We start from the raw sequence: 25,055 nt of genomic DNA, 5'->3' as shown, positions 1-25,055 counted from the left end.
AAAGGAGCGGACTGATGAAAAAAAAGAGGATGTTTGCTTTCATCCTGCTCCTCGTGCTTTCTATGACACCGAACGCTGTCAGGGCAGAACCGTCTCTTTCCGCTCAAACGGCAGTATTGATGGACATGGAAAGCGGACGAGTTTTGGCTGAAAAAGATGCACACGCCCGCCGGCCGATTGCGAGTATTACAAAAATCATGACTGCGCTGCTCGCTGTTGAATCGGGCCGGCTGAATGAAACAGTCACGATCAGCGACCGTGCCCGTCAAATAGAAGGGTCTAGTCTTTACCTGGAAAAGAAGGACAAGTTGACGCTGGAGGAGCTGGTATACGGCTTAATGCTTCGCTCCGGAAATGATGCGGCGATTGCGATTAGCGAGCATGTTGGCGGGACGCCTGAAAAGTTTGCGGCATTGATGAACAAACGAGCGAAAGAAATTGGCATGCGCAACACGTCTTTTATGAACCCGCATGGGCTTGATGATCCTGCCCACTATTCGACCGCTTACGATATGGCTCTCCTGACGGCTGAGGCGATGAAAAACAGCACGTACCGGAAAATTGTTTCAACTGACTTATTTAAAACGAAAAGCAAGCCTATTCGTGTCTGGGAAAACAAGCATCGGCTCGTTCGAAGCGGCGGCATGATTACAGGCGGAAAAACCGGTTTTACAAAAAAGTCCGGACGTACACTGGTTACGACAGCTGAGAAAGATGGGATGACGCTGGCGGTTGTGACATTAAATGCGCCGGACGACTGGCTCGATCACACGGCTTTGTTTAACTATGGGTTTGACTCTTACAAACCGGTTGTGATTGCCGGTAAAACACCTTTCGCTGTTCCGGGGGAAAAGCAGCTGTTTTATGCAAAGAAGCAAGTGGAGTATCCGATGACGTCGGAGGAGAAAAAATCAGCTTATATTCGGCTGGTGCTCGGTTCCGGGCAAAAAGGAACAGCGGAATTATGGATTGATAAAGAAAAAAAAGCATCCTTCGTCGTTTATAAAACAAAAGAACCACCAGCTGCCTCGCTGTGGGAAAAGCTGAAAAAGGAGCTGATGGCATGGTAAGCGTTGCTTTTGCTTTTTTAATCCTTGCCGGGTTTATTTTTGCGGCCGTGAATGGAACAATGGCCGAGGTAAATGAAGCGCTGTTTCAGTCAATGGGGCAGTCGATTGAGCTTGCCATTTCCCTTGCCGGCATTCTGCTGTTTTGGACGGGTGTGATGAAAACAGCGGAAGCTGCGGGTCTTGTAAAAGGCCTTGCGGATACAGTCCAGCCGCTGTTAGCTCGGCTTTTTCCAGAAGTGCCGGATGGACATGTTGTTTTTGGCTATATTGCCTCGAATATGGCGGCCAATTTTTTCGGGCTGGGCAATGCCGCGACCCCGATCGGATTAAAAGCTATGCGCGAGCTGAAAAAGCTCAACGGTGATCAGGATACGGCAAGCCGTTCCATGATTACGTTTCTGGCTCTTAACACAGCGGCGATCACCCTGATCCCGACAACGGTTATCGCCATCGGCATGAAAAATGGCGCAACGGATCCGACCGATATTATTATCCCGGCCCTGGTTGCGACTATTTTGTCTTTTTTCTTCGCGATTGTGCTTGACCGCTATTACGCTTTTAGAAGGAGACGATAATGGCTGTTTGGCTTGTGCCCGCCATTGTAGCAGCGGTAATCGGAATTGGCCTGTTTAAAAAAGTGAATATTTACGAAACGCTGACCGACGGTGCCAAAGAAGGTATGCAGACATGGATATCGATCGTTCCGCACCTGGTCATTATGATGGCAGCTGTGACGATTTTTCGTGCTTCAGGTGCAGCTGGTGAGCTAGCTTCCTGGCTGGCGCCGCTTCTCTCGCTGGTGGGTATTCCAGCCGATGTGGTGCCCCTTGCGCTCATGCGCCCGATTTCAGGGACCGCGACGCTTGCGATGCTTGACCAAATCATGCAGGAGCATGGAGCGGATTCGTACATTGCAAAGCTTGCGGCTATCATGCAGGGCAGTACAGACACAACTCTGTACGTTCTGGCGGTGTACTTTGGGGCCGTTGGAATCAAGAAAACAGGTGATGCCTTGAAAATTGGCCTCCTTGCAGATGCAGCTGCGTTTTTATTTTCGGTTCTTGCCGCAACCTGGCTCCTGTAGCCAGGTTTTTTAGTATTGAAAAAAAGAGGTCAAGCGGACATTCGTTTTTTCAAAAAGTGTATGTGGCGTGTTTCTTTTTTAGCTTGCCCAAAAGCCTTCCCTTTTTGAAAAACAGCGTCAGTGGGCTGCTGGCTGACGGCTGCGCTAACAGCAGGGGCGAACGCTGAACCAGCCATCGCTTCGCGCTGCCTGTTTCACCTTGTCCGCTCGTCCCACGGGAGTCTGCGCCGCCAGCCCTCCGCCCGTTGTGCTTCTGAAAAACAGGTAGGTTGAAAGAGTTTTTCTGTTCCTTCCAGCAAAGAAAGGGAAGCAGACCGGGTTTCACTGGTCTCTTTTGCTCCCCACTAAGGCGGCAGGCGCGGGGCGTAGACTCCTAAGAGACGAACTCACTGCCTGCCCCTGGAAAGCGGAGCCGCGCGAATGCTGCTTTTTCTATGCTTCGGCTAAGAGCGGTCACTACATATGTAGATTTTGAGGATGATGCAGCTTGACAACATCCTATTTCAACAGAATGCAGCCTGGCTCCTATAGCCAGGCTTTTTTATGTAGGTGGGCGCTCGAATAAAAGCGCCCGGATTGTGGCAGTGTTAAAGGAAGGCAGGTACAAGGGGAGGAAACGGAGACTTATTCTGCGCTTTTTTTGTTTTCTTTTCCTTTTTCAATATTTGTGCCATAATGCTTAATGGATGAAAGAACAATTATAGAGGTGAAATAGATGGAACGATTGCAAAAAGTGATTGCGCAGGCGGGAGTTGCGTCGCGCAGAAAAGCAGAACAGCTTATTCAAGAAGGAAAAGTAACCGTTAACGGAAAAAAAGTAACAGAGCTTGGCACAAAAGTTGGATTGAATGACGATGTCCGGGTAGAGGGCGTACCGCTTGAAAGAGAAAGAAAAGTGTATTATTTATTTTACAAGCCGCGCGGTGTCATTTCAGCGGTAACGGATGATAAAGGAAGAAAAACCGTCGTGGACTTTTTCCCGGAAGTAGAAGAGCGTATTTTTCCAGTCGGACGTCTTGATTATGATACATCCGGGCTTCTGCTTTTAACAAACGACGGTGAATTCGCCAACTTAATGACGCATCCAAGCTATGAAATGGACAAAACGTATATTGCCAAAACAGAAGGCATTGTACAGCGACATTTGTTAAAACGGCTGGCAAGCGGCATCAAGCTGGAAGACGGAATGACAGCGCCTGCCAAAATCAAAGAGCTGTCGATTGACCGCAAGAAAAACCGCTCACTGCTTGAAATTACGATTCATGAAGGACGAAATCGCCAGGTGCGCCGCATGTTTGAAGCGATCGGCCATCCGGTACAAAAGCTTCGCCGTGATCGATTTGCCCACCTGACGCTGCACGGACTGAATGCGGGCGAACACCGTGAGCTGACTGCCCACGAAATCAAACAGCTGCGTACGCTTGCTGAAACGGGCTCTCTCCGTTAAGATCCAGGACATAAAACTGTCACATTTAAACATTGAAGCCGTTTTCATTTACACTAAAAAATAATGATATAATAAATGTAGTTTTTACTCACACCTGAATAGTGTAATGGGGTCTGGAGGCTGTCAGATGGAGAAAAAGAAAAAACGACTGGTTATGCGAACCGCTATTTTAGCGGTTTTAGCCGGCCTTGTAATGTATACGCTTTATACAAATGTCACAAAGGAATCACGTGGCATTCTGGAAGAAGGAGACGAAGCGCCGGATTTTGTCCTGAAGGATGTAAATGGGCAGACACACCAGCTTTCCGACTACAAAGGAAGAGGCGTTTTCCTGAATTTCTGGGGAACGTGGTGCGAGCCGTGCAAAAAAGAAATGCCGCATATGGAAAAGCTGGCAAAAGAATATAAAGGCCAGGTAGAAATTGTAGCGGTGAATGTAGGCGAATCGGATTTTCAAGTTGAAAATTTTGCCAAACAGTACGGACTGACTTTCCCAATGGCCATCGATACGGGAAAAGAAGTGATGGATACGTACGGGGTTGACCCGCTTCCTACAACATTCATGATTAAGCCGGATGGCACGATCGATCAAATTGTCATCGGCGGCCTTGTTCAAGAGGAACAGGTGCGTGCGCTGTTTGAACGGGTAAAACCATCATCGTAAAGGGAGTTTTTGTATGGGGAAAGTGAAATGTGAATGCGGTCGTGTAAACCCGAATGGCACGATTTTATGTGAGTCATGCGGGCGGGCGCTGACGGAAAAAGCGAAGCAGGACAAGCTTGTGGACATGCGTTATGAGGGAAGCGCACGTCGTTCACAAACCTATAACAAAACACTGATTGATAAAGTCTGGAATTTTTTTTCGTCTGTAAAAGTAGGCATTTGGATTATTGTGCTGCTTCTCGTAGCAGCGTCATTTGGCACGATTTTGCCTCAGGAATTTTATATTCCCTCGAATGTTCCGCCTGAAACCTATTACGAGGATGTATATGGCACATTCGGTAAGCTTTATTATCTGATTGGCTTTCATGATTTATACAACTCCCTCTGGTTTAGTGCACTTGTTGCTGCACTCGGTGTATCGCTAGTAATTGCCAGTCTGGACCGGGTGGTGCCTTTGTATCGGGCGCTTAAAAATCAACGTGTTGACCGGCATGAAACATTCATGAAAAAGCAGCGCCTTTTTGCCGAGCGGGAAGGAACCCTGCAGCGGGCGGAATGGCAGCGGGTAAAAGAAGCTCTGGAAAAAAAGAAATATAAAGTCCGCATGGAAAACGGGGCTCTTTTAGCGGAAAAAAACCGCTTTACGAGATGGGGTCCTTATGTGAACCATGTCGGCTTAATCATTTTCCTGCTTGGTGCGCTGCTTCGTTCAGTTCCTGGCATGTACATAGATGAGCTGCTTTGGATTCGGGAAGGGGAGACACTGCAGGTTCCCGGCACAAACGGCGAGTATTACGTGAAAAACAACGGGTTTACGCTTGAAAATTACCAGGCAGGCGAAGATCCTGAAGTGTTTAACGAGGCGATTAACCGCGTCGGGACGGTGGCGAAAAATTATCAGACCGATGCGGTTTTATATAAAAACGAAAACAATGAGCTGCCGGGTGCATCGCCGAAGCTTGAAGAAGTGCAAAGGGACGCGATTCAAGTAAATCAGCCGATGAAGTTTGGTCAGTTTGCGGTGTATCAAACAAGCTTCCGCCAGGATGAAATGAAAGCAATGCATTTTGCTCTTACAAACAAAGAAACAGGTGAAGAATTCGGGGAGATAGTGGTCGACTTGTTTGATCAGCAGGCCTCCTATGATCTTGGCGGCGGGTACAAAGTGGAGCTGCTTGGCTATTATCCGGATTTTGACGGATTTACACAAGAAGGTGAACCGACCTCTAAATCACCGCTGCCAAACAATCCAGCATTTTTATTTAACATGATTACGCCGCAGACACCAGAGGGTGAAGTGAGCTTTGCGCAAATTCGCAATACGATGGAGCCGCTTGGAGAAACAACATTCAAAATGGCTTTTAAAAGTCTGGATACTCGTGATGTATCGGCCCTCACGATTCGAAAAGACTTGACACTCCCCGTTCTAGCAGCAGGCGGTCTTATTTTTATGATCGGCGTAATCCAGGGCTCATATTGGAATCACCGCCGCCTTTGGGTTCGTGAAAAAAATGGACAAGTCTATGCAGCGGGTCATACGAATAAAAACTGGCACGGACTCAAACGCGACATTGAAGCAGTGCTCGAGGGAACAACCATTCCAAGGCCGGAAGACAGACAAAAGGAGTAAGGGGGCACACGTTATATGGCAAATTTAGCGGGTGTAAGCAGTACGCTGCTTGAAGCAGCATTTTTTTTGTACCTGGCTGCGACATTTCTTTTTGGCGGTTCGATTCGCCAAAAAGGGCTTCGTGACGGGGAAGGGCTGAACCGGTGGGGCCGGCTTGGTATCCTGGTCACCATCATTGGATTTGCTGCCCAGCTCGGGTACTTTTTTACGAGGTGGGCGGCGGCGGGTCACGCGCCAGTAAGCAATTTATTTGAGTTCACCACGTTTTTTGGCATGATGATCGTCGGTGCTTTTATTCTGCTTTTCTTTATTTATAAAACAGCTGTGCTTGGTTTGTTTGCCCTGCCTGTTGCACTCATTATCATCGCCTATGCAAGCATGTTTCCGAGTGAAATCAGCCCGCTCATTCCAGCGCTGCAAAGCCACTGGCTGGCCATTCATGTGACGACTGCGGCTGCCGGGCAGGGAATACTGGCGATCAGCTTTATTGCCGGTATGATTTATCTCGTGAAAAATATCGACCAGACGAAGAGCACGAAAAAAACAAGGTGGCTTGAAGCCGTCATGTTTTTTATCGTTTCGGTTGTGGCTTTTATTTTACTGACAACAGGATTTACGCTTTCCGGCTACAAATCGGAATTCGAGTATGTAAACAAAGAGGATCAAGCAGCCAGTCAGGAATTTGGACTGCCGGCTCTTGTCGGACCAAACGAAGGAACACTTCTCACAGAAGGGAAGATGGAGCCTCTTGCCGAAATGCCGGCGTTTATCAATGCAAAAAAGCTGAATACAGTGATCTGGTCGCTTGTCGGCGGCATTGTTTTATATATGCTTATTCGCTTGATTACCCGAAGGAGAGTGGCCGCTCTTTTGCAGCCGCTTGTCCGAAATGTAAGCTCGGATTTACTTGATGAAATTGGCTACCGGTCTGTTTTAATTGGATTTCCGGTTTTTGCACTCGGGGCGCTGATTTTTGCTATGATCTGGGCTCAGATTGCCTGGACACGCTTTTGGGGCTGGGATCCAAAAGAAGTATGGGCATTGATTACGTTTTTGTTTTATGCTGCTTTTTTGCACCTGCGCTTATCAAAAGGCTGGCACGGGGAAAAGTCAGCATGGCTGGCCGTTGTAGGCTTTGGCATTATTATGTTTAACCTTGTAGCTGTAAACCTGGTGATTGCCGGGCTTCATTCCTATGCATAACAAATCGGTCCTCGTCTTTGGCGGGGACCTTTTTTTGTATTATAATAGTAGATAATGTGCGTATGGGAGGGAATGCTTGTGGAAAAAGAACTGAGTATTTTAATCGTAGATGACGAAGAGCGTATTCGCCGGCTGCTGCGAATGTATCTGGAACGGGAACATTATCTTATTGATGAAGCGGAAAATGGAGAGGAAGCGCTCGAAAAAGCACTTGAAAACGATTATGACTGTATTTTGCTTGATTTGATGATGCCAGGCAAAGACGGGATTGAAGTATGCCGCGAGCTGCGGGTTAAAAAAGCAACACCGGTTATCATGCTGACAGCAAAAGGAGAGGAAGCCAACCGCGTTCAAGGCTTTGAAGTAGGGACGGATGATTATATTGTAAAGCCGTTCAGCCCGCGTGAAGTGGTGCTGCGTGTAAAAGCGCTTTTACGCCGTTCGTCTCCAACGACTTATTTACATACGGACACAACGTCAAAAGACTTGATTGTTTATAATCATTTAACAATCGATAATGATGCACACCGGGTCACAGCAGACAATGCAGAAGTGAACTTAACACCGAAGGAATATGAACTTCTTTATTTTCTGGCAAAAGCGCCGGATAAAGTATTTGACCGGGAGCATTTGCTGAAGGAAGTATGGCATTACGAGTTTTTCGGTGATTTAAGAACGGTTGATACCCACGTAAAGCGTCTGCGTGAAAAGCTGAGTAAGGTATCGGAAGAAGCGGCTAAAATGATTGTAACGGTGTGGGGTGTCGGCTACAAATTTGAGGTTGGAAATGAATGAAGATATGGAGAAGTGTTGTCGGGAAGCTGTGGATTACCATCCTGCTTCTCGTTTCCTTTGTACTTGCGTTTTTAACTATCCTGCTGCTGGAATTCTTTGAGACCTACAACATTGCTCAGGTAGAGCAGCAGCTTGAAAATACGGCCGAAAAAATTGCGACAGTGATTCAAAACTACGGCGATGAAGAAACGAAGCTGGAGGTAGCCTGGGAGCTTGTGGATGAACCGGCTCATATTGTGATCGCTGAAAACGAACGAACTTTTCATTTTTCTCCGCTCGAGGACACGAACACACAAATCAGCCGCAATGTGATTACAGACAATCCTGAGCTCGCCGCTGTTTTTACTGACAAGGAAAAAGTAAAAGCGGAAATTAATACACCTGTTGGTACAGCAGGAGACCGCCGGAGTGAAAATTCATTTATTGTGGGTGTGCCGTTTAAGCTTGCAAACGGTCAAACGGGAGCGGTATTTATTTATCAATCTCTGGAAGTTATGAAAGAAACGACCGAGCAGACGACCAAGCTGATCTTGATCGCTGCCGGGATTGCGATTATTTTAACAACTGTATTTGCTTTTTTTCTTTCTACACGTGTGACAGCACCGCTTCGCACGATGCGTACAGCCGCAACAGAGCTGTCACAGGGAAATTTTGATACCAAGGTGCCGATTTTAACAAATGATGAAATTGGAGCACTCGCTACTTCTTTTAACCGGATGGCTTATCAGCTAAAAGGAAACATCCATGCGCTTAACCAGGAAAAAGAACAGCTCTCAAGTATTTTAAGTTCTATGGCAGACGGCGTCATTACGCTGGACCAGGACGGAGCGGTGTTAATTAAAAATCCGCCGGCCCGGCAGTTTTTGCATAACTGGAATTTTGAGAAAAAAGCGCTGGGAACCGAAACGGAGACGCCCACGCTTCTGCAGAATTTGTTTCAAGAAGCCGTTAAAACGGAAACAGAGCAAGAAGGCGAATTGACGATGCAGGGACGTTCTTACGTAATGATCGTCAGCCCGCTTTACAACGGAGATTCGGTACGCGGAGCGGTAACCGTTGTCCGTGATATGACCGAGGAACGGCGGCTAGATAAACTGCGTGAGGACTTTATCGCCAATGTATCCCACGAGCTTCGGACACCTATTTCTATGATGCAGGGCTACAGTGAAGCGATTGTAGATGATATTGCCGCAACCGAAGAGGAAAAACGGGAAATTGCCCAAATTATTCACGAAGAGTCACTGCGGATGGGCCGCCTCGTCAATGAACTGCTTGATCTTGCCAGAATGCAGGCAGGCCACATTACGCTGCACAGAGCCGACACTGTTTTAGAACCGTTTTTACAGCGGGTAACCAATAAATTTCAAGGGCTCGCTAAAGAAAAAAACATTACGCTTACTGCGCAAACTGAGGAAGCAGAAACGATCATATTCATTGATGAAGACCGAATTGAACAGGTGCTAACCAATTTAATTGATAACGCACTTCGTCACACACCGGAGGATGGGCGCGTCACGCTTGTTCATGAGGTAAAAGAAAAAGTCCACCTTATTCAAGTGCAGGATTCGGGTGGTGGTATTCCTGAAGAAGATCTTCCTTTTGTGTTTGAGCGCTTTTACAAAGCAGACAAAGCGAGAACGCGCGGAAGAAGCGGAACGGGGCTCGGGCTATCCATTGCTAAAAACATCGTCCATGCGCATGGCGGTACGATCAAAGTGCAAAGCCGGCTCGGGCACGGTACGGTTTTCTTTTTTACACTGCCGCGGCAGGCTTGACAGAATGATAGAGAATAGAGATAATAAAAGACAAATTTAATCATTTCATCTTCGGGGCGTGGTGAAATTCCCGACCGGCGGTAAAGTGGACATTGTCCCAAAGCCCGCGAGCCGAAAGGCAGGATCCGGTGTGATTCCGGAGCCGACAGTATAGTCTGGATGGGAGAAGATGGAAGTGTGCCGGCGTTCAAAAAGCAATACAAAGGACGTTTATTTGTGTACGACTTTTCTCCCCTTAAGCTGCCGCTTGAGGGGTTTTTGCTTTCAGGACCTTGGCCGCTTTCCTTCTAAAGAAAGATGGATGAAAAAGAAGGAGAACGAGAAAATGAAAAAAAACAATGTACGATTATTCACGGCTGTGGGGTTATTGTCTGCACTTGCTTATTTGTTAATGCTGCTTAATTTTCCTATTCCGCCGTTTCCAGGCTTTTTAATGCTTGATTTTAGTGATATACCTGCTCTGATTGCGGCTGTTGTGTTTGGACCGATTGCCGGCATTACAGTGGAATTTTTGAAAAATGTCATTAATTTTATTATGACAGGCAGTCCAACCGGTGTTCCTGTCGGTCACCTGGCAAACTTTGCGGCAGGTGTATCCTTTATTTTACCGGTTGCGTTTGTTTATCAGCGCTTTCAAACAAAAAAAGCGATGCCGGCTGCTATTTTAACGGGTGTGATCTCAATGGCGGTCCTCATGAGTGTTTTAAATTACTTTGTTATATTGCCTGCTTACACGCTGTTCCTCGGTTCGCCGGCCATGAGCGGTCCGGAAATGCGTCAAATGATTACTTCCGGTATTCTGCCGTTTAACTTTGTGAAAGGCTTGATTGTGGGCGCTGTATTTTATGCTGTCTTCATCCGTTTGCAGGCATGGACGAAAAAAACAGTCGCTGCATAAAAAAGCTGGTTTCCAATTTGGAAACCAGCTTTTTTATTTTATTCGAATTTTAACGCGTCGCCTTCAAACGGCTCGTCGGCAATTTTAATTGAATCAGTCGGGCAGCCTTCGAATGCATCCTGCATATCTTCTTCAAGAACGTCAGGGACAGCAGCCGTTCCTTCGTTATCATCTAAAATAACGAATGCGATGCCTTCATCATCATAATCATAAATATCAGGGGCTGCAGCTCCGCAAGCGCCGCAAGCGATACATGTGTCTTTATCGACAATCGTATACTTCGCCAAGATTTAAACCTCCCATAAAATCAGTCAGTAAGCGTATGTGGAAACACTTCTATTGTTCATTTTAAGTCTGATTAATTTACTTTTCAATAAAAAACTTCCTATCGGTTGAATGAAAGGGGTTTCAATGAAAAGGGAAACAAAAAGAAAGGACAGGAACGCATGTTTTGTGATACACTAGCGCTGTGAAGAAAGGTGGGAGGCAAATTGAGGTGTCTTGAAGCGGTAGTGCTATGCATGCTGAAGGAAGTAGAGGGCGAACGAACGGCTTCATCTGTTTTTCATTTGTTAAAAGGAAAAAAGTCGGCACAAACGATTCAGGATGCTCATTTGTTTAAACTCGATAAATGGTTTCAAACGACGCCATTTTTGACAATGGCCCTGTTTGACCAGCTGATCGAAGGGCTGCAGCAGTCTGGCTGCCTGGAAGGAGACCGGCAGCGCTCCTTTGTAACAGCAAAAGGAAGGGATGAAATAAAAGACGTCTTAGGGCAAATCGGCACATTCCCCCATTTATCAGGGTGGAAGCTGGGCGGTACCGCGCCTCTTTTTTTCAGCCGGCTGCAGCTGGCTGTTCAAGTTGTTTCCCATCTTGCTTATCAAGACCGGACCTATTATCCCATTACACGCGATGAAGGTGTACAGCAATGGGTAAAACAGTTTGTGAAAAAAAACGGATTTGAAAAGGGAAAGCTTGCCGCTTCGTTTCATCGGGAAATTCGTTTTGTGCTGGAGAAACAGCCGGAACACCCCGACTGTCTTCTGCTGCGTTTTTCCGGCCATTCACAAACAGGGAAGACAATTGAGCAGACAGCAGACCTTCTTTGTATGGAACCAACAGAATACTGGTTCCGTTTTTTGCACAGCCTGCATGCTGTCGTGCAGACCGTTATGAATGAAGGAGAAGAACTTCCGCTTTTGAAGCAGCTTTTGAGCGATATTACCGTATCGGTTCCCTTAACCGAATCTGCGCGGAAAACAGCTGCTTATTTACATAAAGGCATGAAAATTGAAGAGGTGGCAGCGGCCAGAAGACTGAAACGGGCAACGATTGAAGATCATATTGTAGAGTTAGCCCTGAATGATCCGTATTTTTCGATCCGGCCGTTTATTGATGAACAAAAAGAAGCCGCTGTTTTAAAAGCGGGCGGCTCTAGCGGGGTACGCCAGCTAAAACCGCTTAAAGATCGGCTGCCGGATCATTCGTATTTTGAGATTCGGCTCGTTTTGGCAAAGGAAAGCAGGGGAACAACATGACTATTGATGAACATTTGTATCAAACATTCGGCTTTTCATCCTTTCGGCCGGGACAGCGGGAAACAATCGAATCGCTGCTTGGCGGCCGCCATACACTCAGTATGCTGCCGACGGGAACAGGCAAGTCACTTTGCTATCAGCTTCCGGCTTATATGTTAAGCGGTTCTGTCGTAGTTGTGTCACCACTTCTTTCTCTTATGCAGGATCAGGTTGAGCAATTAAAAATGAAAGGTGAAAAACGGGTTATCGCCTTGAATTCTTTTTTGCAGTACAAAGAAAAAAATGCTGCCCTTCTTCGGCTTGACCGGTATAAATTTATTTTTTTATCTCCGGAAATGCTGCAGATGCCGAATGTGATGCAGGCGCTGCGTGGGCTTTCCATTGCCCTGTTTGTGGTTGACGAAGCCCATTGTATTTCACAATGGGGGTACGATTTTCGTCCGGATTATAGCTTGCTCGGCAAAGCAAGAACCCAGCTCGGAAGTCCGTTAACCCTTGCCCTAACAGCAACAGCCAATCAAAAAGTTCGCGCAGACATTCGTGAAAAACTCCGGCTTACTGATGTGGAAGAGTGGGTTTTTTCCGTAAACCGTCCGAACATTGCCGTTAATATTGAAATGGTAGAAGAACCGCTGCAAAAACGGGTTCGGCTTTTGGAATGGGTGCAGTTTTTACAGGCACCTGGCATTGTTTACTTTTCAGGAAGAAAATCAGCAGAAGAAGCGGCTGCTTATTTGAAACAGCACGGCATCAATCGATCTGCTTTTTATCACGGAGGTATGGATGCGGGCGATCGTTTGTTGATTCAGCATCAATTTTTAAATGGTGAAATAGATATAGTATGTGCGACCAGTGCATTCGGCATGGGAATTAATAAAGAAAATGTCCGTTTCGTGATTCATTATCATATGCCTGCACAAATCGAAGCGTATTTACAGGAGATTGGACGGGCAGGCCGGGACGGCAAGCCGGCTATTTCGGTTCTTTTGTATGTGCCGGGAGATGAAAAGCTGCATGAATTCATTGCGGAATCTGAATTTCCAGATGAAGGACAGATTCGCCAGGTAACAGAATACGGACTTCACCCGCGTGATGTACAGCCGCCGCTTTCAGAAACGCAGCTGCGTTTTTTGGTTCATTATGCCAAAACGGCTGATGAACAGGGACAGTCAAGAAGCGAATTGATTCGTGATGTTCGAAGGAAGCTTCTTGAAAAAAAAGCGGTGAAGCGGGTGGAAATGAAGCATTGGGTTGAGTCAAAAGACTGCCGCCGAGCCGCTTATATGCAGATGTTCCACGAAAAAGCGTCCGAGCAGCTTCAATGCTGCGATCGCTGCGGATTGGATCCTGTTCTGTACAAAATGAAGGACCGGATGGAAACGGCTGAAAAGGGGATGGATTGGCGGGAACGGCTGAACATTCTTTTACCAGAATTTTAACCTATTACCTTATTGGAGCAGGTCGGGTATAATAATAATAATTTCTTTTACGATGACCAATGGGAGGAACGAAGATCATGAAAGACCCTTATCGTGAAATAGCTGAGCAGCACAAACAGCCGCTTGAAAAAGTAAAAGAATCTGCGTTGATTGAAGGGGAAGCGCTGCAGCGCCCTGTAAAAGAAAAAGGAGAAAAAAGAAGCCGTTTTCCATTGATTACAGCACTGCTCGTCTTTTTTATTGCATCACCTTTTATAGCCGTATACGCTTTTAAAGAAGAAAAGCCAGCTGTGAATCAAATTGTTCATGAACAGCCGGATGATGCGCAGCCGGAAACAGCCCGGAAGGAACAGTAACCAATAGAAGAGGACTGAAAACGATGTGGAAACAAGTAATGGCAGCTGCTTTTCCAGTAGCAGCAGCTGGTTTATATATGTGGAAGGAAGCATTCCGAAATGAGGTAAAAGAAACAGTGATCACTGATGATCGATTTCCGGAAAAAGCGCCCCTTGCGCTTTTTTTTATTTCTGATATTCACCGTAGGCTCGTTCATCAATCCGTGATTGCCGAAGTGTCAGGGCGTGCGGATGCAGTGATTATTGGCGGTGATTTATGTGAAGGAGGCGTCAACAGGAAGCGTATTCGCGAAAACGTGAAGCGTCTGTCTTCTATTGCACCGGTTTATTTTGTGCCTGGCAATAATGACTATGAAGTGAGTCTAGAACAGCTCGCGCTTATTTTTGAAGAGTGGCAGGTAACCGTACTGAAAAATGGCTCGGTTCCCTTGAGTGACGATGTATACCTGCTTGGAACGGATGACCTGAGCAAAGGAAAAAGCGACAAAGCGGCGCTTTTTCATAATGTTCCGCCAGACGCCTTTAAAATCATTGCAAGCCATAATCCGGCTTTTATCCGTACCATTGGGCCGAGAGACAGGGTGGCTGTCGTTTTGAGCGGCCATACCCATGGCGGACAAATTCGTTTAGGACGGTGGGGAATGTATGAAAAAGGCCGGTGGAAAAAGGTGGGTAACACGCATGTGCTCGTTTCAAATGGTTATGGCACAACGGGTGTGCCGCTGCGGCTGGGTGCCAGAGCGGAAACACATTTCATTACCATTTGCCGTCCAGAGCAGACTATTTAAATTTTACGGACTCCAGGCCGGTTCGTATAATGGATGTACTACGTATCCGTGAAAGGGAAGAGCTTTATGAATGAAGGGAAATATAACATCAAAGCGGTATCCACATTAACAGGCATTCAGTCCGGAACTCTCCGCGCATGGGAGCGGCGGTATTCAATTCTGGAGCCAGTTCGCAATGAAGCGGGGCATCGGCTTTACACAGATGAGCACATTCGGAAGCTCAAGTGGCTTTCGGAAAAGGTTCAACAGGGTTTTACGATCAGCCAGGCTGCCTCTCTTCTCGACCAGCATGAAGAAGAAATTCAAGCGCGTCTTTCGCTTGGAGAAACAAGCCAGCAGGATGCGCTGACTGAAGAGCTGCTCCAGGCGCTGCTCCGCTTTGATGAAATGAAATCACAGGAATTAATCAACAAAGCGTTTTCGCTTTATACAATAGATAACGTAACGATTCATATTTTAGCGGTCCTGCTCGTGCGAATCGGAACGCTCTGGGAGAAAGGCGAGATCACAACCGCGCATGAACACTTCGCCACCTCTATTTTGCGTGGACGGATCGGTATGGTGATGCACTCTTTTCCGCATAACGGCGTACTGCCGAAAGTGGTGGCCGTCTGCGGACCGGATGAGTGGCATGAGCTGGGGCTGCTTATTTTCACCCTGTTTGTCCGGCGTCTCGGCTACGAAGTGGTGTACCTTGGAGCAAGTCTTAAAGAAGGCGATATCTTTACCGTTCTTGAAACTGTAAAGCCGAAATTTTTATTTCTTTCCTGCACACTTCAGCAAAATCTTGAGCCAACTTTGCAGCTTGCAGATGAGGTAAAAGAATCATATCCTGATATGCATATTGGGGTAGGAGGATCCGCAACCACTGGTTCGGTTCCTGATCGTGTCCGGCCATACATTGTTGGCTCTACGCAAAGCGAATGGAGCGAGTGGATGAACAGCCGTTTGTAAGCGGCTGGATTGAAATAAGCCGGCTTTTTTTCTACAATAGGAAAGGCAGAGAAAAAGAACGGGAGCGGATGAAATGAAAACCGAAGAATGTATTATAGTAGGCGGAGGGCCATGCGGTCTTGCGGCTGCGATAGCGCTGAAAAAAATAGGCAAAAATCCGCTTGTGATTGAAAAAGGAAATGTTGTGAATGCGATATATGGCTATCCGACGCATCAAACGTTTTTCAGTTCAAGTGAAAAGCTGGCAATTGGGGATGTGCCTTTTATTATTGAAGAGCGCAAGCCTCATCGAAATCAAGCGCTAGTTTATTACCGGGAAGTCGTAAAGATGAAAGGGCTGCGGATTAACCGCTTTGAAAACGTAGAACGGGTTGATAAACAGGAAAGCGGCCTTTTTCATGTATATACGTCTAAAGGATCGTATGAAACACCTTATGTTGTCATCGCGACCGGCTATTATGATCATCCAAACTATATGGATATTCCGGGTGAGGAGCTCGACCACGTTTTTCATTATTTTAAAGAGGCACATCCTTTTTTTGATACAGATGTGGTCGTTATCGGCGGTAAAAATTCATCAGTAGACGCGGCGCTTGAACTTCATAAAGCAAAAGCAAGAGTAACGGTTCTTTACCGTGGAAGCGGCTATTCACCAAGTGTAAAGCCGTGGATTTTACCGGAGTTTGAAGCGCTTGTCCGGCATGGCGAAATTGGGATGATCTTTGATGCAGAAGTAAAAAAAATTGACCAGGAATCACTCACGTATGAAGTGCGTGGAGATGAGCATACCATTAAAAGTGATTTTGTTTTTGCCATGACCGGCTATCATCCGGATCATGCTTTTTTAAAAAAAATGGGTGTGAAAATTGATGAAGAGACCGGCCGTCCCCTTTATCATGAAGAAACAAAAGAAACGAATGTAGAAAACATTTTTATTGCAGGTGTGATTGCAGCCGGCAATAATGCAAATGAAATTTTCATTGAAAACGGCCGTTTTCACGGCGGTGACATTGCAGCGGCTATTCAAAAAAAAGAAGAAGGCGGAGCATAATGCTCCGTCTTCTTTTACAGAAAAAAGCGGTTTAGCTCCCCTTTGTAACCTGCGGACAAGGCGGCGATCAGTTTTAAGCGGGCTTTGGGTCCACTTAAGCCGCGGGCAAAAAGAGCACCGGCTTCTTTTAAAGCAGCGCCTCCTCCTTCATACGCATAAACAGGTTCTACAATGCCGTTTTCACATCTTGATGTGATCACAACGGGAAAACCGGATTGGATCAGTGGCACAAGTGCTTTGGCTGCTTCCGGGGGTATGTTTCCCTGTCCCATCGCTTCGATGACTGCACCGTCACAAGAAGCCAGCTGTGAGATTAAAAAATCATCCATGCCGGCATATGCTTTTAAAACGGGTACACGGTAGTTCAGCTTTGTGATGGCAAATGCCTGTGATTCTGACGGTGTTGAAAAAAAGCGGGGTCCTGTTTTTAAAACAGTGCCAATCGGCCCGCTGTTGCGGCTTTGAAAAGAATCAAGACTGCCGGAATTTGTTTTGGCGACGAACTCGGCGCTGTGAATACTGTTGTTCATGACAACGAGCACCCCTTTGCCCCGGGCATCAGGACTTGCGGCCGTTTTAACAGCGGCGGTCAGGTTGGGAACACCGTCTGCACCCGCTTCATTGCTTGAGCGCATAGCGCCTGTTAAAACAACCGGGCGCGGTGTGTTTAATGTGATATGTAAAAAGAACGCTGTTTCTTCCATCGTATCTGTACCATGTGTAATGACGACACCATCTGCATCGGAGGCTTCAATTTCCTCCCTGAGCACAAGCATTTTCTCCAGCGTCATATGAGGAGAAGGGAGCTGAAACGGTTCCTTTACGGTATAGCGCGCTTCAACACCGGGAATATGAATCACTTCGGCAATCGGGTTAGCGCCATCGGGTGCTACACTGCCAGCCGCGTTTTCTTTCATAGAAATCGTACCGCCGGTGTGCAGCAGTAAAATGTGTTTTTTTGACATGATTCATGCTCCTTATTTTCAATCTTCATGTCTCATGATACGATGGAAAAAACAGAAAGAAAAGAGGGAACATGGATGATCCCGATTCTTTCAGCAGGGATTGCGCCTGGTCTGGCGCTTTTAGTATTTTTTTATTTGCGTGACCGCTATGAAGCAGAACCGGTTTTAACTGTTGCCAAGGCCTTTTTATACGGCATCGTCGTAACGTTTCCGGTTATGTTTTTTCAATATGTACTGGTAGAAGAACAAATTGTTGGTCCGGGATTTGTGCAGGCGTTTTTTTCGACGGCTATACCAGAAGAATTTATGAAGTGGTTTATTTTATACTTTCTTATTTACTCGCATACACATTTTGACGAGCCGTATGACGGAATCGTTTATGCAACGAGCGTATCACTTGGCTTTGCCACAGCAGAAAATGTGCTTTATTTAGTTGCACACGGCGTGGAGTATGCTTTTGTGAGGGCGCTTTTGCCTGTATCGAGCCACGCGTTGTTTGGAGCGATTATGGGGTATTATTTTAGCCGGGCAAAATTCGGAGATCAATATGCAGAAAAAAAAATGCTGGCTTTCGCGTTTTTTGTGCCGTTTTTTCTTCACGGGTTATTCGATTACATTTTAGTGATTGAAAGCACCTGGATCTATTACATGATCCCATTTATGCTGTTTTTATGGTGGTTTGCGATGCAAAAAGTAAAAAAAGCGCACATTTTGACAGAGGCGTATCATAAGCTGAAATTGTAAGAGAGGCTGCTCAAACGGGCGCCTCTTTTTTTCGTATAAAAAAAGAGGAGGATGACAAACTAGTCCTATATTTCGATAGGATGGTGAACGAAATTGACAAAGTGGAAAAAGCAGATTGCCGTTTTTCTGACGCTTGTCCTTCTGCTTGCATCCGGGCATGCAGGGGCATTTTCAGGGCAAGTCATTCAGCGCGGAGCTGAAGGGGAGGATGTTATTGAACTGCAATCAAGGCTTCAATATACCGGCTATTACCGTAATCAAATCGACGGAGTATTCGGGTGGTCAACCTACTGGGCATTAAGAAACTTTCAGGAATCATTTGGACTTCCAGTAGACGGGTTAGCAGGTGAATCCACAAAGCGGAAGCTTGAACAAGTCTCCCAATACGATGAGCAGCATGTGAAAAACCAGATGCACAAAGGAAAAGCATTTACGTACTACGGTGGAACCAAAACGTCGGCCCAATCTGTAAACACGCCGGCCGGGTTTTCTCAAAATGATATTCAGCTGATGGCCAATGCTGTTTATGGAGAAGCGCGAGGAGAGCCTTATGAAGGCCAGGTAGCAGTTGCTGCCGTTATATTAAACCGAATCGCGAGTGAATCGTTTCCGAACACAGCTTCTGGCGTTATTTTTGAGCCGGGCGCGTTTACGGCTGTAGCAGACGGGCAAATCTGGCTTACGCCAAACCCGCAGGCGAAAGAAGCCGTATTAGACGCCATTAATGGATGGGATCCAACGGGAGAAGCGCTTTATTACTTTAATCCAGACACCGCTACAAGCGGCTGGATCTGGTCACGGCCGCAAATCAAGCAAATTGGCCAGCATATTTTTTGCGAATAGGAGACGATCAACATGCGGACATTTATCACAGTAGCACTCGCTGTGCTCTTGGCTGTAACAGCAGTTTGGGGATTTAGGCAGCACCAGGCAAAGCAGCAGCTGATGGTGGAAGCAGAGAATGGGTACCAGCAGGCGTTTCATGAACTTGTTTACCAGGTGGATGTGATTCACGACCGGACAGGAGAAGCGCTGGCCATGAATTCAAAAGCCAATTTAACACCGGCGCTGACGGATGTATGGCGTCTTACATCCGAAGCACACAATGCGATCAGCCGCCTGCCGCTCGGATTTATGCCTTTTTCAAAAACCGAGGAGTTTTTAGGAAAAAGCGGTGACTTCACATACAACACGGCAGTGCGTGATCTTGATACGGAGCCATTAACAGAAAAAGAGTACGAGCAGCTTGAGTCGCTTTACAAGCAGTCGGCTGATATTCAAAATGACCTTCGTGCTGTGCAGATGAATGTACTGGATAAAAACCTGCGCTGGACGGACGTGGCACATGCGGCGGCCAATGGCGATGAGCCAAAAGACAATACAGTGATTGACGGCTTTAATACCATTGAGAAAAAAGCATCTGAATTCTCTGAAGCCGATGTATTCAAAGCAACTCAAGTCGAAAAATCGGTGTCAGACGACGCCCTTAAAAAGCTTAAAGGACCGATGATTAGCAAAAAAGAAGCAGCTCAAACGGCCAAGGACTATTTTCAGTTTGACGCAGAAGTGACGTCAGTAAACAGCAGCTTAAAAGGAGCGTCGGTGCCATTTTACCATGTGTCGGTTACAGGGCAGGACGGTGAAGAGGCGAGTATGGATATCACGAAAAAAGGCGGCTATCCTTTAACCTTTACTGTTAACAGAACGCCAGGCAAAAGCCGAATGAGCTTACATGACGCCTCTCAAAAAGCGGATGCTTTCTTGAAAAAACATGGTTTTGAAGGAATGGTCATGACAAATAGTGCGCAGTACGACCATACAGGCGTTTTTACATTTACTAAAAAAATCAAAGATACGCTTGTTTACCCGGAGTCTGTAACGATCAAAACAGCGCTCGACACAGGTGCCGTTACGGGCCTTGAAGCGCAGAATTACTGGAAAAATAAAAAAGAGTGGAAAATCTCTGAGCCTGCTTTAAGCGAAGAGGAAGCAAAAAAAGAGCTGCATCCAAAATTAACCGTCATGGAAACAAAAAAAGCAATCGTAACAAATGAGGAAATGAAGGATATGATGTGCTACGAATTTTTAGCGGAAAACGGAACAGCGTCTTATCGCATTTTTATCAATGCAGACAATGGAACGGAAGAACGGATTGAAAAACTTCAAGAAGCGGAAGCGGGCTACGCACAGTAAGAGCCTATTGCAATTAGGTCTTACATCCTTTATAATTTTTTTCAATGAGCGTTTTGACCTATAAAACGCAGTCTGGGAAAAAGAGAGTGATGTAAATGCTTCAGCCCGGTGTTGTGATTACATTAGAACCGTTTGAAGAAACGGATAAAAAAGAAGAATACAGATGCAAAGTAGTTGATGTAGAAGACGGAAAGCTGTTTATCGATTATCCGATTAGTGTTCAAACAAATCGAGCTGTTTTTTTAATGGAGGGCATGCGGCTGACTGTCAGCTTTCTTGATCCGGCCGCTTCTTCCGCTGTATACTTGTTTCGCACCGAAGTGATTGGACGTGTGAAAAAGAAAATCCCTATGCTTGTTTTACAGGACCCCGGTGCCAATCAATACGTCCGTATACAGCGGCGGAAATTTGTCCGGATTCAAAAAGCAGTGGATACAGCGATTGAATTCAAAGGAATGCCGCCCTTTTCTTCGCTGACGGAAGATATTAGTGCCGGTGGTGCGGCGGTTGTTCTTCCGGACTCGGTTGAAGTGGGAAAAGGATCGGAAGCAACGGTATACGGCGTACTGCCATCTCAGCAGGCCGAACCCCTTTATTTTGAAGCAAGGGCAGATTTGGTGCGGATTCAGCAGGATGATAAGGGCCGCCGCATTGGGTCTTTTGAGTTCAAAGACCTTCCTCACACAGAACAGCAGATGCTTATGCGCTTTTGCTTTGAACAACAGCTGCGGCTTCGCAGGAAAGGACTGGAATAATCAAGAGCCCAACGTTTGGGTTCTTTTTTTGTGTCCAAACCAATCTATGATAAAATGAATAAGAATTTTTTGATGAGGTGAAAAGATGGAAAAACAACTGCAAATCGCGATTGACGGCCCTGCCGCTGCAGGAAAAAGCACCGCTGCTAAAATTGTGGCGGCACGGCTTTCTTATATTTATATTGATACCGGGGCGATGTATAGAGCGATTACGTATAAAGCGCTCCAGCGCGACATAAATGTAGAAGACGGCAGAGCCCTTGGTCAGCTGCTGGCTGATACGACCATTTCCCTCCGGCAGGGAGAAAAGGGCCAGATGGTTCTGTTGGACGGGGAAGATGTCACTGAAGTGATTCGAACAGATGACGTAACCAATAATGTTTCGGCGGTCGCACGTCATAGCGAGGTTCGCCGAGATATGACACAGCGCCAGCAGGAATTAGCGGCAAGAGGCGGTGTGGTAATGGACGGGCGTGACATTGGGACGAGTGTGCTGCCGGATGCAGATGTGAAAATTTTTCTGCTGGCCGGTGTAGATGAGCGGGCAAAGCGACGTCATGCTGAAAACTTGAAAAAAGGGTTTTCATCAGATTTGGAGAATTTAAAAAAAGAGATTGCCGCACGCGACAAAATGGATACAGAGAGGGAAGAGTCGCCGCTGAAAAAAGCGGAAGGTGCAATTGAAATTGATACGACACATATGTCGATCGATGAGGTAGCTGACGCGATTATGGCGGCAGCAGGAGCGGGGGAGTAAAATGGTCACTTTTTATACATTCGCTAAAACAGTCGTAAAATCTATTTTAACTCCCGCCTACCGAATTCATATTAAGGGCCTTGAACATTTCCCAAAAGAAGGCGGCGTGCTTCTGTGTGCAAACCATATTGATAATCTCGATCCGCCTATTGTCGGCATTACGTCAAAACGGCCTGTCCGCTTTATGGGAAAAGAAGAATTGTTTAAAAAGAAGTGGATGGGGAAGTTAATGAAAGAGCTGAATGTTTTTCCGGTCAAGCGCGGCATGAGTGACCGGGAAGCCATTCGAACTGGTTTGAAAATTTTAAAAGAAGGACAAGTTCTGGGGCTTTTCCCGGAAGGCACACGTTCGAAAACCGGCGAGCTAGGCAAGGGGCTTGCTGGTGCAGGTTTTTTTGCGCTTCGAACCGATGCAGCCGTTGTACCCTGTGCTATCATCGGCCCTTATAAATTAGGGAAGCCGTTGCAGGTTGTGTATGGGCCGCCCGTCGACATGGCTGCACTTCGTGAGCGAAAAGCCTCAGCTGAAGAAGCAACCGAGGCTATTATGGAGGCAATCGGGACTTTAATAAAAGAGCATAACCGATGAGCTTCCGGCTTGACAAATTGGGCGGTTTGTAAGAAGTTAGAAGTAAGAATTTTTAAAATTGACGCAGTTTGTATTGAGGAGGATTACATATGACAGAGGATATGAACCAAGCAGAAGTGAATAACTACTCCGTTGGCGATAAAGTGCGTGCCACGGTCGTGAAAGTCGAAGAAAAGCAAGTCCAGGTGGAAATTCCGGACAGCAAGAAAGACGGTATTATTCCCATCAGTGAACTGTCAAGCCTTCACGTAGAAAAAGCATCAGATGTCGTCCAGGAAGGCGACGAGCTTGAACTGCTTGTCACAAAAGAAGAAGATGATCTATATGTCCTATCGAAGCGCAAAGCCGATGCGGAAACAGCGTGGGATGACATGCAACAACGATTTGAAGAAGGCGCTATTTTTGAAGCGGAGATTAAAGAAGTCGTTAAAGGCGGCCTCGTTGTAGATCTTGGCATTCGTGGTTTTATTCCGGCTTCACTCGTTGAAGATCACTTCGTTGAAGATTTTGAAGATTACAAAGGCCGCGTTATGAAACTTAAAATCGTGGAGCTTGAACAAGATAAAAACCGGTTGATTCTTTCACATCGGGCAGTATTAGACATTGAAAAAGCTGAAAACAAACAGAAAGTACTTGAAGACATCCAGGCGGGAGATGTAATTGACGGAAAAGTACAGCGCCTGACAGATTTTGGCGCATTTGTTGATATCGGCGGTGTGGATGGACTCGTTCACATTTCTCAGCTTTCTCATGAGCATGTAGAAAAACCGTCTGATGTGTTAACAGAAGGCCAGGAAGTAAAAGTGAAAGTACTGTCTATTGACCGTGACAGTGAGCGAATTTCTTTATCTATTAAAGAAACACTGCCTGGGCCGTGGGAAAACATTGCAGATCGTGCGCCGATTGGCTCCGAGCACGAAGGAACGGTTAAGCGCCTTGTTTCATACGGTGCGTTTGTAGAAGTGTTCCCAGGAGTAGAAGGTCTTGTTCATATTTCTCAAATCTCAAACCGCCACATTGGCACTCCTCATGAAGTACTTGAAGAAGGACAGTCTGTTAGAGTAAAAGTGCTGGATGCCAATGAACAGGAACATCGTTTATCCCTCAGCATGAAATCCTTTGAAGAGCATGAAGCAGAAGAAACAGTTGATTCATATGAACTGCCAGAAGAAAGCTCAGGCTTCCAAATTGGTGATATTCTAGGCGATCAGCTAAAAGATTTAAAATAAACAAGACGGTGATGACATTTTGAGCAGAGCGGAACGCAAGATTGATCATATTCATTATGCGCTGTCAACAGGGCAAAGCCGGCGAACAGGATTGGAGCATATTCAATTTGTTCATCAGAGCCTCCCTGGTTCCTCTGTCACAAATATATCGCTATCGACCGAAATCGGCGGACTTCAGTGGAGTTCGCCGATTTTTGTGAATGCGATGACAGGCGGAGGCGGAGAAGCAACAGCACGCATAAACACGCAACTGGCAGAAGTAGCGGCGGCATGCGAGATTCCTATGGCAGTGGGCTCTCAAATGTCAGCGCTTCGCCACCCGGAAGAGCGGGCCACGTTCGAAGCAGCCCGTAAAGCCAACCCGGATGGAATCATGATGGCTAACATCGGATCAGAAGCGACCGTGAAGGAAGCACAGGCAGTGTGCGAGATGATTGATGCAGACTTTTTGCAGATTCATCTGAATGTTGTACAGGAACTGGCGATGCCTGAAGGAGACCGTGATTTCCGCGGTGCTGTCGACCGGATTGCGGCTATTTGTGAGAAAGTTGATATTCCCGTTGTAGTGAAGGAAACCGGTTTCGGCATCAGCAGTGAAACGGCGCAGCTATTGAGCAGCCTTCCACTGGCCGCTATTGATACAGCGGGCTTTGGCGGAACAAATTTCGCAGCGGTTGAAAACGAGCGGGCAACGCGCCCTCTTGCTTTTTTCAACAACTGGGGCATACCTACTGCTGTATCCATCGTTGAAACGGCTTCCGGAGCTCCAGAACATACAGTTATTGCTTCGGGTGGCCTGCAGTATGCGGATGATGTGGTTAAATCACTGGCTCTTGGCGCGTCAGCAGCGGGACTATCCGGATTTTTATTGAATGTGCTGCTGACTGATGGACAGGAAGCGCTCGTAGAGCATATTGAACAGATGAAGGCGGACATGAAAATGATGATGTGCGCATTGGGTGCCCGGTCTATTTCCCACCTTCACAGCGTTCCGCTTATTGTCTCAGGAGAAACGGGCCAATGGCTGCAGGCGCGGGGCTTAAAGCCGGAGCGTTTTGCCCGCCGGACGCCGGTGCCATTTGATTCATAACCAAAATATGATAAAATAAATTGTTGATTGGACCCCTT

The 25,055-nt window shown here is 46.6% G+C and carries 26 protein-coding genes and 1 riboswitch; of the genes, 24 read left to right on the top strand and 2 right to left on the bottom strand.

Annotation, left to right across the window (positions count from 1 at the left end; translation table 11 throughout):
* The first annotated feature begins 14 nt into the window (after positions 1-14).
* The 10 genes from VP97_RS05890 (at position 15) to VP97_RS05840 (ending at position 10,566) form a co-directional block, all read left to right on the top strand.
* The gene (locus VP97_RS05890) at positions 15-1,070 is read left to right on the top strand and encodes a D-alanyl-D-alanine carboxypeptidase family protein (RefSeq protein WP_050180762.1); all 1,056 of its coding nucleotides are present in this window, start codon (positions 15-17) and stop codon (positions 1,068-1,070) included.
* A complete protein-coding gene (locus VP97_RS05885) occupies positions 1,064-1,645 on the top strand; it encodes a nucleoside recognition domain-containing protein (protein ID WP_050180761.1) in 582 nt (193 codons plus the stop codon). Before VP97_RS05890 ends, VP97_RS05885 begins: the two co-directional genes overlap by 7 nt.
* Positions 1,645-2,154, top strand: a complete 510-nt coding sequence (locus tag VP97_RS05880; protein ID WP_050180760.1) for a spore maturation protein — start codon at positions 1,645-1,647, stop codon at positions 2,152-2,154. The genes VP97_RS05885 and VP97_RS05880 overlap by 1 nt, the downstream gene beginning before the upstream one ends.
* A 715-nt stretch (positions 2,155-2,869) precedes the next feature.
* Positions 2,870-3,601 (top strand): pseudouridine synthase, encoded by a 732-nt coding sequence (locus VP97_RS05870; RefSeq protein WP_050180758.1) that lies wholly within the window; start codon positions 2,870-2,872, stop codon positions 3,599-3,601.
* Between the two features lie 127 nt (positions 3,602-3,728).
* Positions 3,729-4,265: a thiol-disulfide oxidoreductase ResA gene (gene resA, locus VP97_RS05865; RefSeq protein WP_050180757.1), complete on the top strand. Its 537-nt coding sequence runs from the start codon at positions 3,729-3,731 to the stop codon at positions 4,263-4,265.
* Between the two features lie 13 nt (positions 4,266-4,278).
* Positions 4,279-5,895: a cytochrome c biogenesis protein ResB gene (gene resB / locus VP97_RS05860; RefSeq protein ID WP_050180756.1), complete on the top strand. Its 1,617-nt coding sequence runs from the start codon at positions 4,279-4,281 to the stop codon at positions 5,893-5,895.
* Between the two features lie 15 nt (positions 5,896-5,910).
* A complete protein-coding gene (ccsB, locus tag VP97_RS05855; protein ID WP_050180755.1) occupies positions 5,911-7,098 on the top strand; it encodes a c-type cytochrome biogenesis protein CcsB in 1,188 nt (395 codons plus the stop codon).
* A 78-nt stretch (positions 7,099-7,176) separates the two neighbouring features.
* Positions 7,177-7,893: a response regulator transcription factor gene (locus VP97_RS05850; RefSeq protein ID WP_050180754.1), complete on the top strand. Its 717-nt coding sequence runs from the start codon at positions 7,177-7,179 to the stop codon at positions 7,891-7,893.
* Positions 7,890-9,668, top strand: a complete 1,779-nt coding sequence (locus tag VP97_RS05845) for an ATP-binding protein (protein WP_050180753.1) — start codon at positions 7,890-7,892, stop codon at positions 9,666-9,668. The genes VP97_RS05850 and VP97_RS05845 overlap by 4 nt, the downstream gene beginning before the upstream one ends.
* A gap of 43 nt (positions 9,669-9,711) precedes the next feature.
* Positions 9,712-9,843, top strand: a riboswitch (FMN riboswitch).
* Positions 9,844-9,993: 150 nt separating this feature from the next.
* On the top strand, positions 9,994-10,566 hold the full coding sequence (locus VP97_RS05840; protein WP_050180752.1) for an ECF transporter S component: 573 nt from the start codon (positions 9,994-9,996) through the stop codon (positions 10,564-10,566).
* A 38-nt stretch (positions 10,567-10,604) separates the two neighbouring features.
* Here VP97_RS05840 and VP97_RS05835 read toward each other — a convergent pair whose 3' ends face one another.
* A complete protein-coding gene (locus tag VP97_RS05835; RefSeq protein ID WP_050180751.1) occupies positions 10,605-10,853 on the bottom strand; it encodes a ferredoxin in 249 nt (82 codons plus the stop codon).
* Between the two features lie 204 nt (positions 10,854-11,057).
* Between VP97_RS05835 and VP97_RS05830 the strand changes: the two genes are divergently transcribed.
* The 6 genes from VP97_RS05830 to VP97_RS05805 all read left to right on the top strand — a co-directional run bounded on the left by VP97_RS05830 (position 11,058) and on the right by VP97_RS05805 (position 16,695).
* Positions 11,058-12,107, top strand: a complete 1,050-nt coding sequence (locus tag VP97_RS05830; protein ID WP_156153427.1) for a YpbB family protein — start codon at positions 11,058-11,060, stop codon at positions 12,105-12,107.
* Complete coding sequence (locus tag VP97_RS05825) at positions 12,104-13,546, top strand: RecQ family ATP-dependent DNA helicase (protein WP_050180749.1); 1,443 nt, start codon at positions 12,104-12,106, stop codon at positions 13,544-13,546. The genes VP97_RS05830 and VP97_RS05825 overlap by 4 nt, the downstream gene beginning before the upstream one ends.
* A gap of 77 nt (positions 13,547-13,623) precedes the next feature.
* Positions 13,624-13,902, top strand: coding sequence for a hypothetical protein (locus VP97_RS05820; RefSeq protein ID WP_050180748.1), 279 nt, complete (start codon positions 13,624-13,626; stop codon positions 13,900-13,902).
* A gap of 23 nt (positions 13,903-13,925) precedes the next feature.
* A complete protein-coding gene (locus VP97_RS05815) occupies positions 13,926-14,690 on the top strand; it encodes a metallophosphoesterase (RefSeq protein ID WP_245629844.1) in 765 nt (254 codons plus the stop codon).
* Between the two features lie 66 nt (positions 14,691-14,756).
* Positions 14,757-15,644 (top strand): MerR family transcriptional regulator, encoded by an 888-nt coding sequence (locus VP97_RS05810; RefSeq protein ID WP_050180747.1) that lies wholly within the window; start codon positions 14,757-14,759, stop codon positions 15,642-15,644.
* Between the two features lie 73 nt (positions 15,645-15,717).
* The gene (locus VP97_RS05805) at positions 15,718-16,695 is read left to right on the top strand and encodes a YpdA family putative bacillithiol disulfide reductase (protein ID WP_050180746.1); all 978 of its coding nucleotides are present in this window, start codon (positions 15,718-15,720) and stop codon (positions 16,693-16,695) included.
* Positions 16,696-16,709: 14 nt separating this feature from the next.
* On the opposite strand, the gene VP97_RS05800 is transcribed toward VP97_RS05805, so the two are convergent.
* Positions 16,710-17,660, bottom strand: coding sequence for an asparaginase (locus tag VP97_RS05800; protein WP_050180745.1), 951 nt, complete (start codon positions 17,658-17,660; stop codon positions 16,710-16,712).
* Between the two features lie 75 nt (positions 17,661-17,735).
* On the opposite strand from VP97_RS05800, the gene prsW reads away from it, so the two are divergent.
* The 8 genes from prsW (at position 17,736) to fni (ending at position 25,017) form a co-directional block, all read left to right on the top strand.
* Positions 17,736-18,404, top strand: a complete 669-nt coding sequence (gene prsW / locus VP97_RS05795) for a glutamic-type intramembrane protease PrsW (RefSeq protein ID WP_050180744.1) — start codon at positions 17,736-17,738, stop codon at positions 18,402-18,404.
* Positions 18,405-18,497: 93 nt separating this feature from the next.
* A complete protein-coding gene (gene sleB / locus VP97_RS05790; RefSeq protein ID WP_050180743.1) occupies positions 18,498-19,247 on the top strand; it encodes a spore cortex-lytic enzyme in 750 nt (249 codons plus the stop codon).
* A 12-nt stretch (positions 19,248-19,259) separates the two neighbouring features.
* The gene (gene ypeB / locus VP97_RS05785) at positions 19,260-20,597 is read left to right on the top strand and encodes a germination protein YpeB (RefSeq protein WP_050180742.1); all 1,338 of its coding nucleotides are present in this window, start codon (positions 19,260-19,262) and stop codon (positions 20,595-20,597) included.
* A gap of 95 nt (positions 20,598-20,692) precedes the next feature.
* Positions 20,693-21,352, top strand: coding sequence for a flagellar brake protein (locus tag VP97_RS05780; protein WP_050180741.1), 660 nt, complete (start codon positions 20,693-20,695; stop codon positions 21,350-21,352).
* A gap of 85 nt (positions 21,353-21,437) precedes the next feature.
* Complete coding sequence (gene cmk, locus VP97_RS05775) at positions 21,438-22,109, top strand: (d)CMP kinase (RefSeq protein ID WP_050180740.1); 672 nt, start codon at positions 21,438-21,440, stop codon at positions 22,107-22,109.
* A 1-nt stretch (position 22,110) separates the two neighbouring features.
* On the top strand, positions 22,111-22,698 hold the full coding sequence (locus VP97_RS05770) for a lysophospholipid acyltransferase family protein (protein ID WP_050180739.1): 588 nt from the start codon (positions 22,111-22,113) through the stop codon (positions 22,696-22,698).
* An 89-nt stretch (positions 22,699-22,787) separates the two neighbouring features.
* The gene (gene rpsA / locus VP97_RS05765; protein ID WP_050180738.1) at positions 22,788-23,927 is read left to right on the top strand and encodes a 30S ribosomal protein S1; all 1,140 of its coding nucleotides are present in this window, start codon (positions 22,788-22,790) and stop codon (positions 23,925-23,927) included.
* Between the two features lie 19 nt (positions 23,928-23,946).
* Complete coding sequence (fni, locus tag VP97_RS05760) at positions 23,947-25,017, top strand: type 2 isopentenyl-diphosphate Delta-isomerase (RefSeq protein ID WP_050180737.1); 1,071 nt, start codon at positions 23,947-23,949, stop codon at positions 25,015-25,017.
* Positions 25,018-25,055 lie beyond the last annotated feature (38 nt).

The sequence above is a fragment of the Domibacillus robiginosus genome (assembly GCF_000966195.1).
Lineage (GTDB): Bacteria > Bacillota > Bacilli > Bacillales > Domibacillaceae > Domibacillus > Domibacillus robiginosus.
Note: the sequence above shows the minus strand (reverse complement) of the source record. Positions and strands in the feature narration are given on the sequence as shown.

Bases quoted from the DNA above. Each gene is read 5' to 3' on its own strand.
- VP97_RS05890 (WP_050180762.1), top strand. From the start codon at position 15: ATGAAAAAAAAGAGGATGTTTGCTTTCATCCTGCTCCTCGTGCTTTCT.
- VP97_RS05885 (WP_050180761.1), top strand. From the start codon at position 1,064: ATGGTAAGCGTTGCTTTTGCTTTTTTAATCCTTGCCGGGTTTATTTTT.
- VP97_RS05880 (WP_050180760.1), top strand. From the start codon at position 1,645: ATGGCTGTTTGGCTTGTGCCCGCCATTGTAGCAGCGGTAATCGGAATT.
- VP97_RS05870 (WP_050180758.1), top strand. From the start codon at position 2,870: ATGGAACGATTGCAAAAAGTGATTGCGCAGGCGGGAGTTGCGTCGCGC.
- resA (WP_050180757.1), top strand. From the start codon at position 3,729: ATGGAGAAAAAGAAAAAACGACTGGTTATGCGAACCGCTATTTTAGCG.
- resB (WP_050180756.1), top strand. From the start codon at position 4,279: ATGGGGAAAGTGAAATGTGAATGCGGTCGTGTAAACCCGAATGGCACG.
- ccsB (WP_050180755.1), top strand. From the start codon at position 5,911: ATGGCAAATTTAGCGGGTGTAAGCAGTACGCTGCTTGAAGCAGCATTT.
- VP97_RS05845 (WP_050180753.1), top strand. From the start codon at position 7,890: ATGAAGATATGGAGAAGTGTTGTCGGGAAGCTGTGGATTACCATCCTG.
- VP97_RS05840 (WP_050180752.1), top strand. From the start codon at position 9,994: ATGAAAAAAAACAATGTACGATTATTCACGGCTGTGGGGTTATTGTCT.
- VP97_RS05825 (WP_050180749.1), top strand. From the start codon at position 12,104: ATGACTATTGATGAACATTTGTATCAAACATTCGGCTTTTCATCCTTT.
- VP97_RS05820 (WP_050180748.1), top strand. From the start codon at position 13,624: ATGAAAGACCCTTATCGTGAAATAGCTGAGCAGCACAAACAGCCGCTT.
- VP97_RS05815 (WP_245629844.1), top strand. From the start codon at position 13,926: ATGTGGAAACAAGTAATGGCAGCTGCTTTTCCAGTAGCAGCAGCTGGT.
- VP97_RS05810 (WP_050180747.1), top strand. From the start codon at position 14,757: ATGAATGAAGGGAAATATAACATCAAAGCGGTATCCACATTAACAGGC.
- VP97_RS05805 (WP_050180746.1), top strand. From the start codon at position 15,718: ATGAAAACCGAAGAATGTATTATAGTAGGCGGAGGGCCATGCGGTCTT.
- VP97_RS05800 (WP_050180745.1), bottom strand. From the start codon at position 17,660: ATGTCAAAAAAACACATTTTACTGCTGCACACCGGCGGTACGATTTCT.
- prsW (WP_050180744.1), top strand. From the start codon at position 17,736: ATGATCCCGATTCTTTCAGCAGGGATTGCGCCTGGTCTGGCGCTTTTA.
- ypeB (WP_050180742.1), top strand. From the start codon at position 19,260: ATGCGGACATTTATCACAGTAGCACTCGCTGTGCTCTTGGCTGTAACA.
- VP97_RS05780 (WP_050180741.1), top strand. From the start codon at position 20,693: ATGCTTCAGCCCGGTGTTGTGATTACATTAGAACCGTTTGAAGAAACG.
- cmk (WP_050180740.1), top strand. From the start codon at position 21,438: ATGGAAAAACAACTGCAAATCGCGATTGACGGCCCTGCCGCTGCAGGA.
- VP97_RS05770 (WP_050180739.1), top strand. From the start codon at position 22,111: ATGGTCACTTTTTATACATTCGCTAAAACAGTCGTAAAATCTATTTTA.
- rpsA (WP_050180738.1), top strand. From the start codon at position 22,788: ATGACAGAGGATATGAACCAAGCAGAAGTGAATAACTACTCCGTTGGC.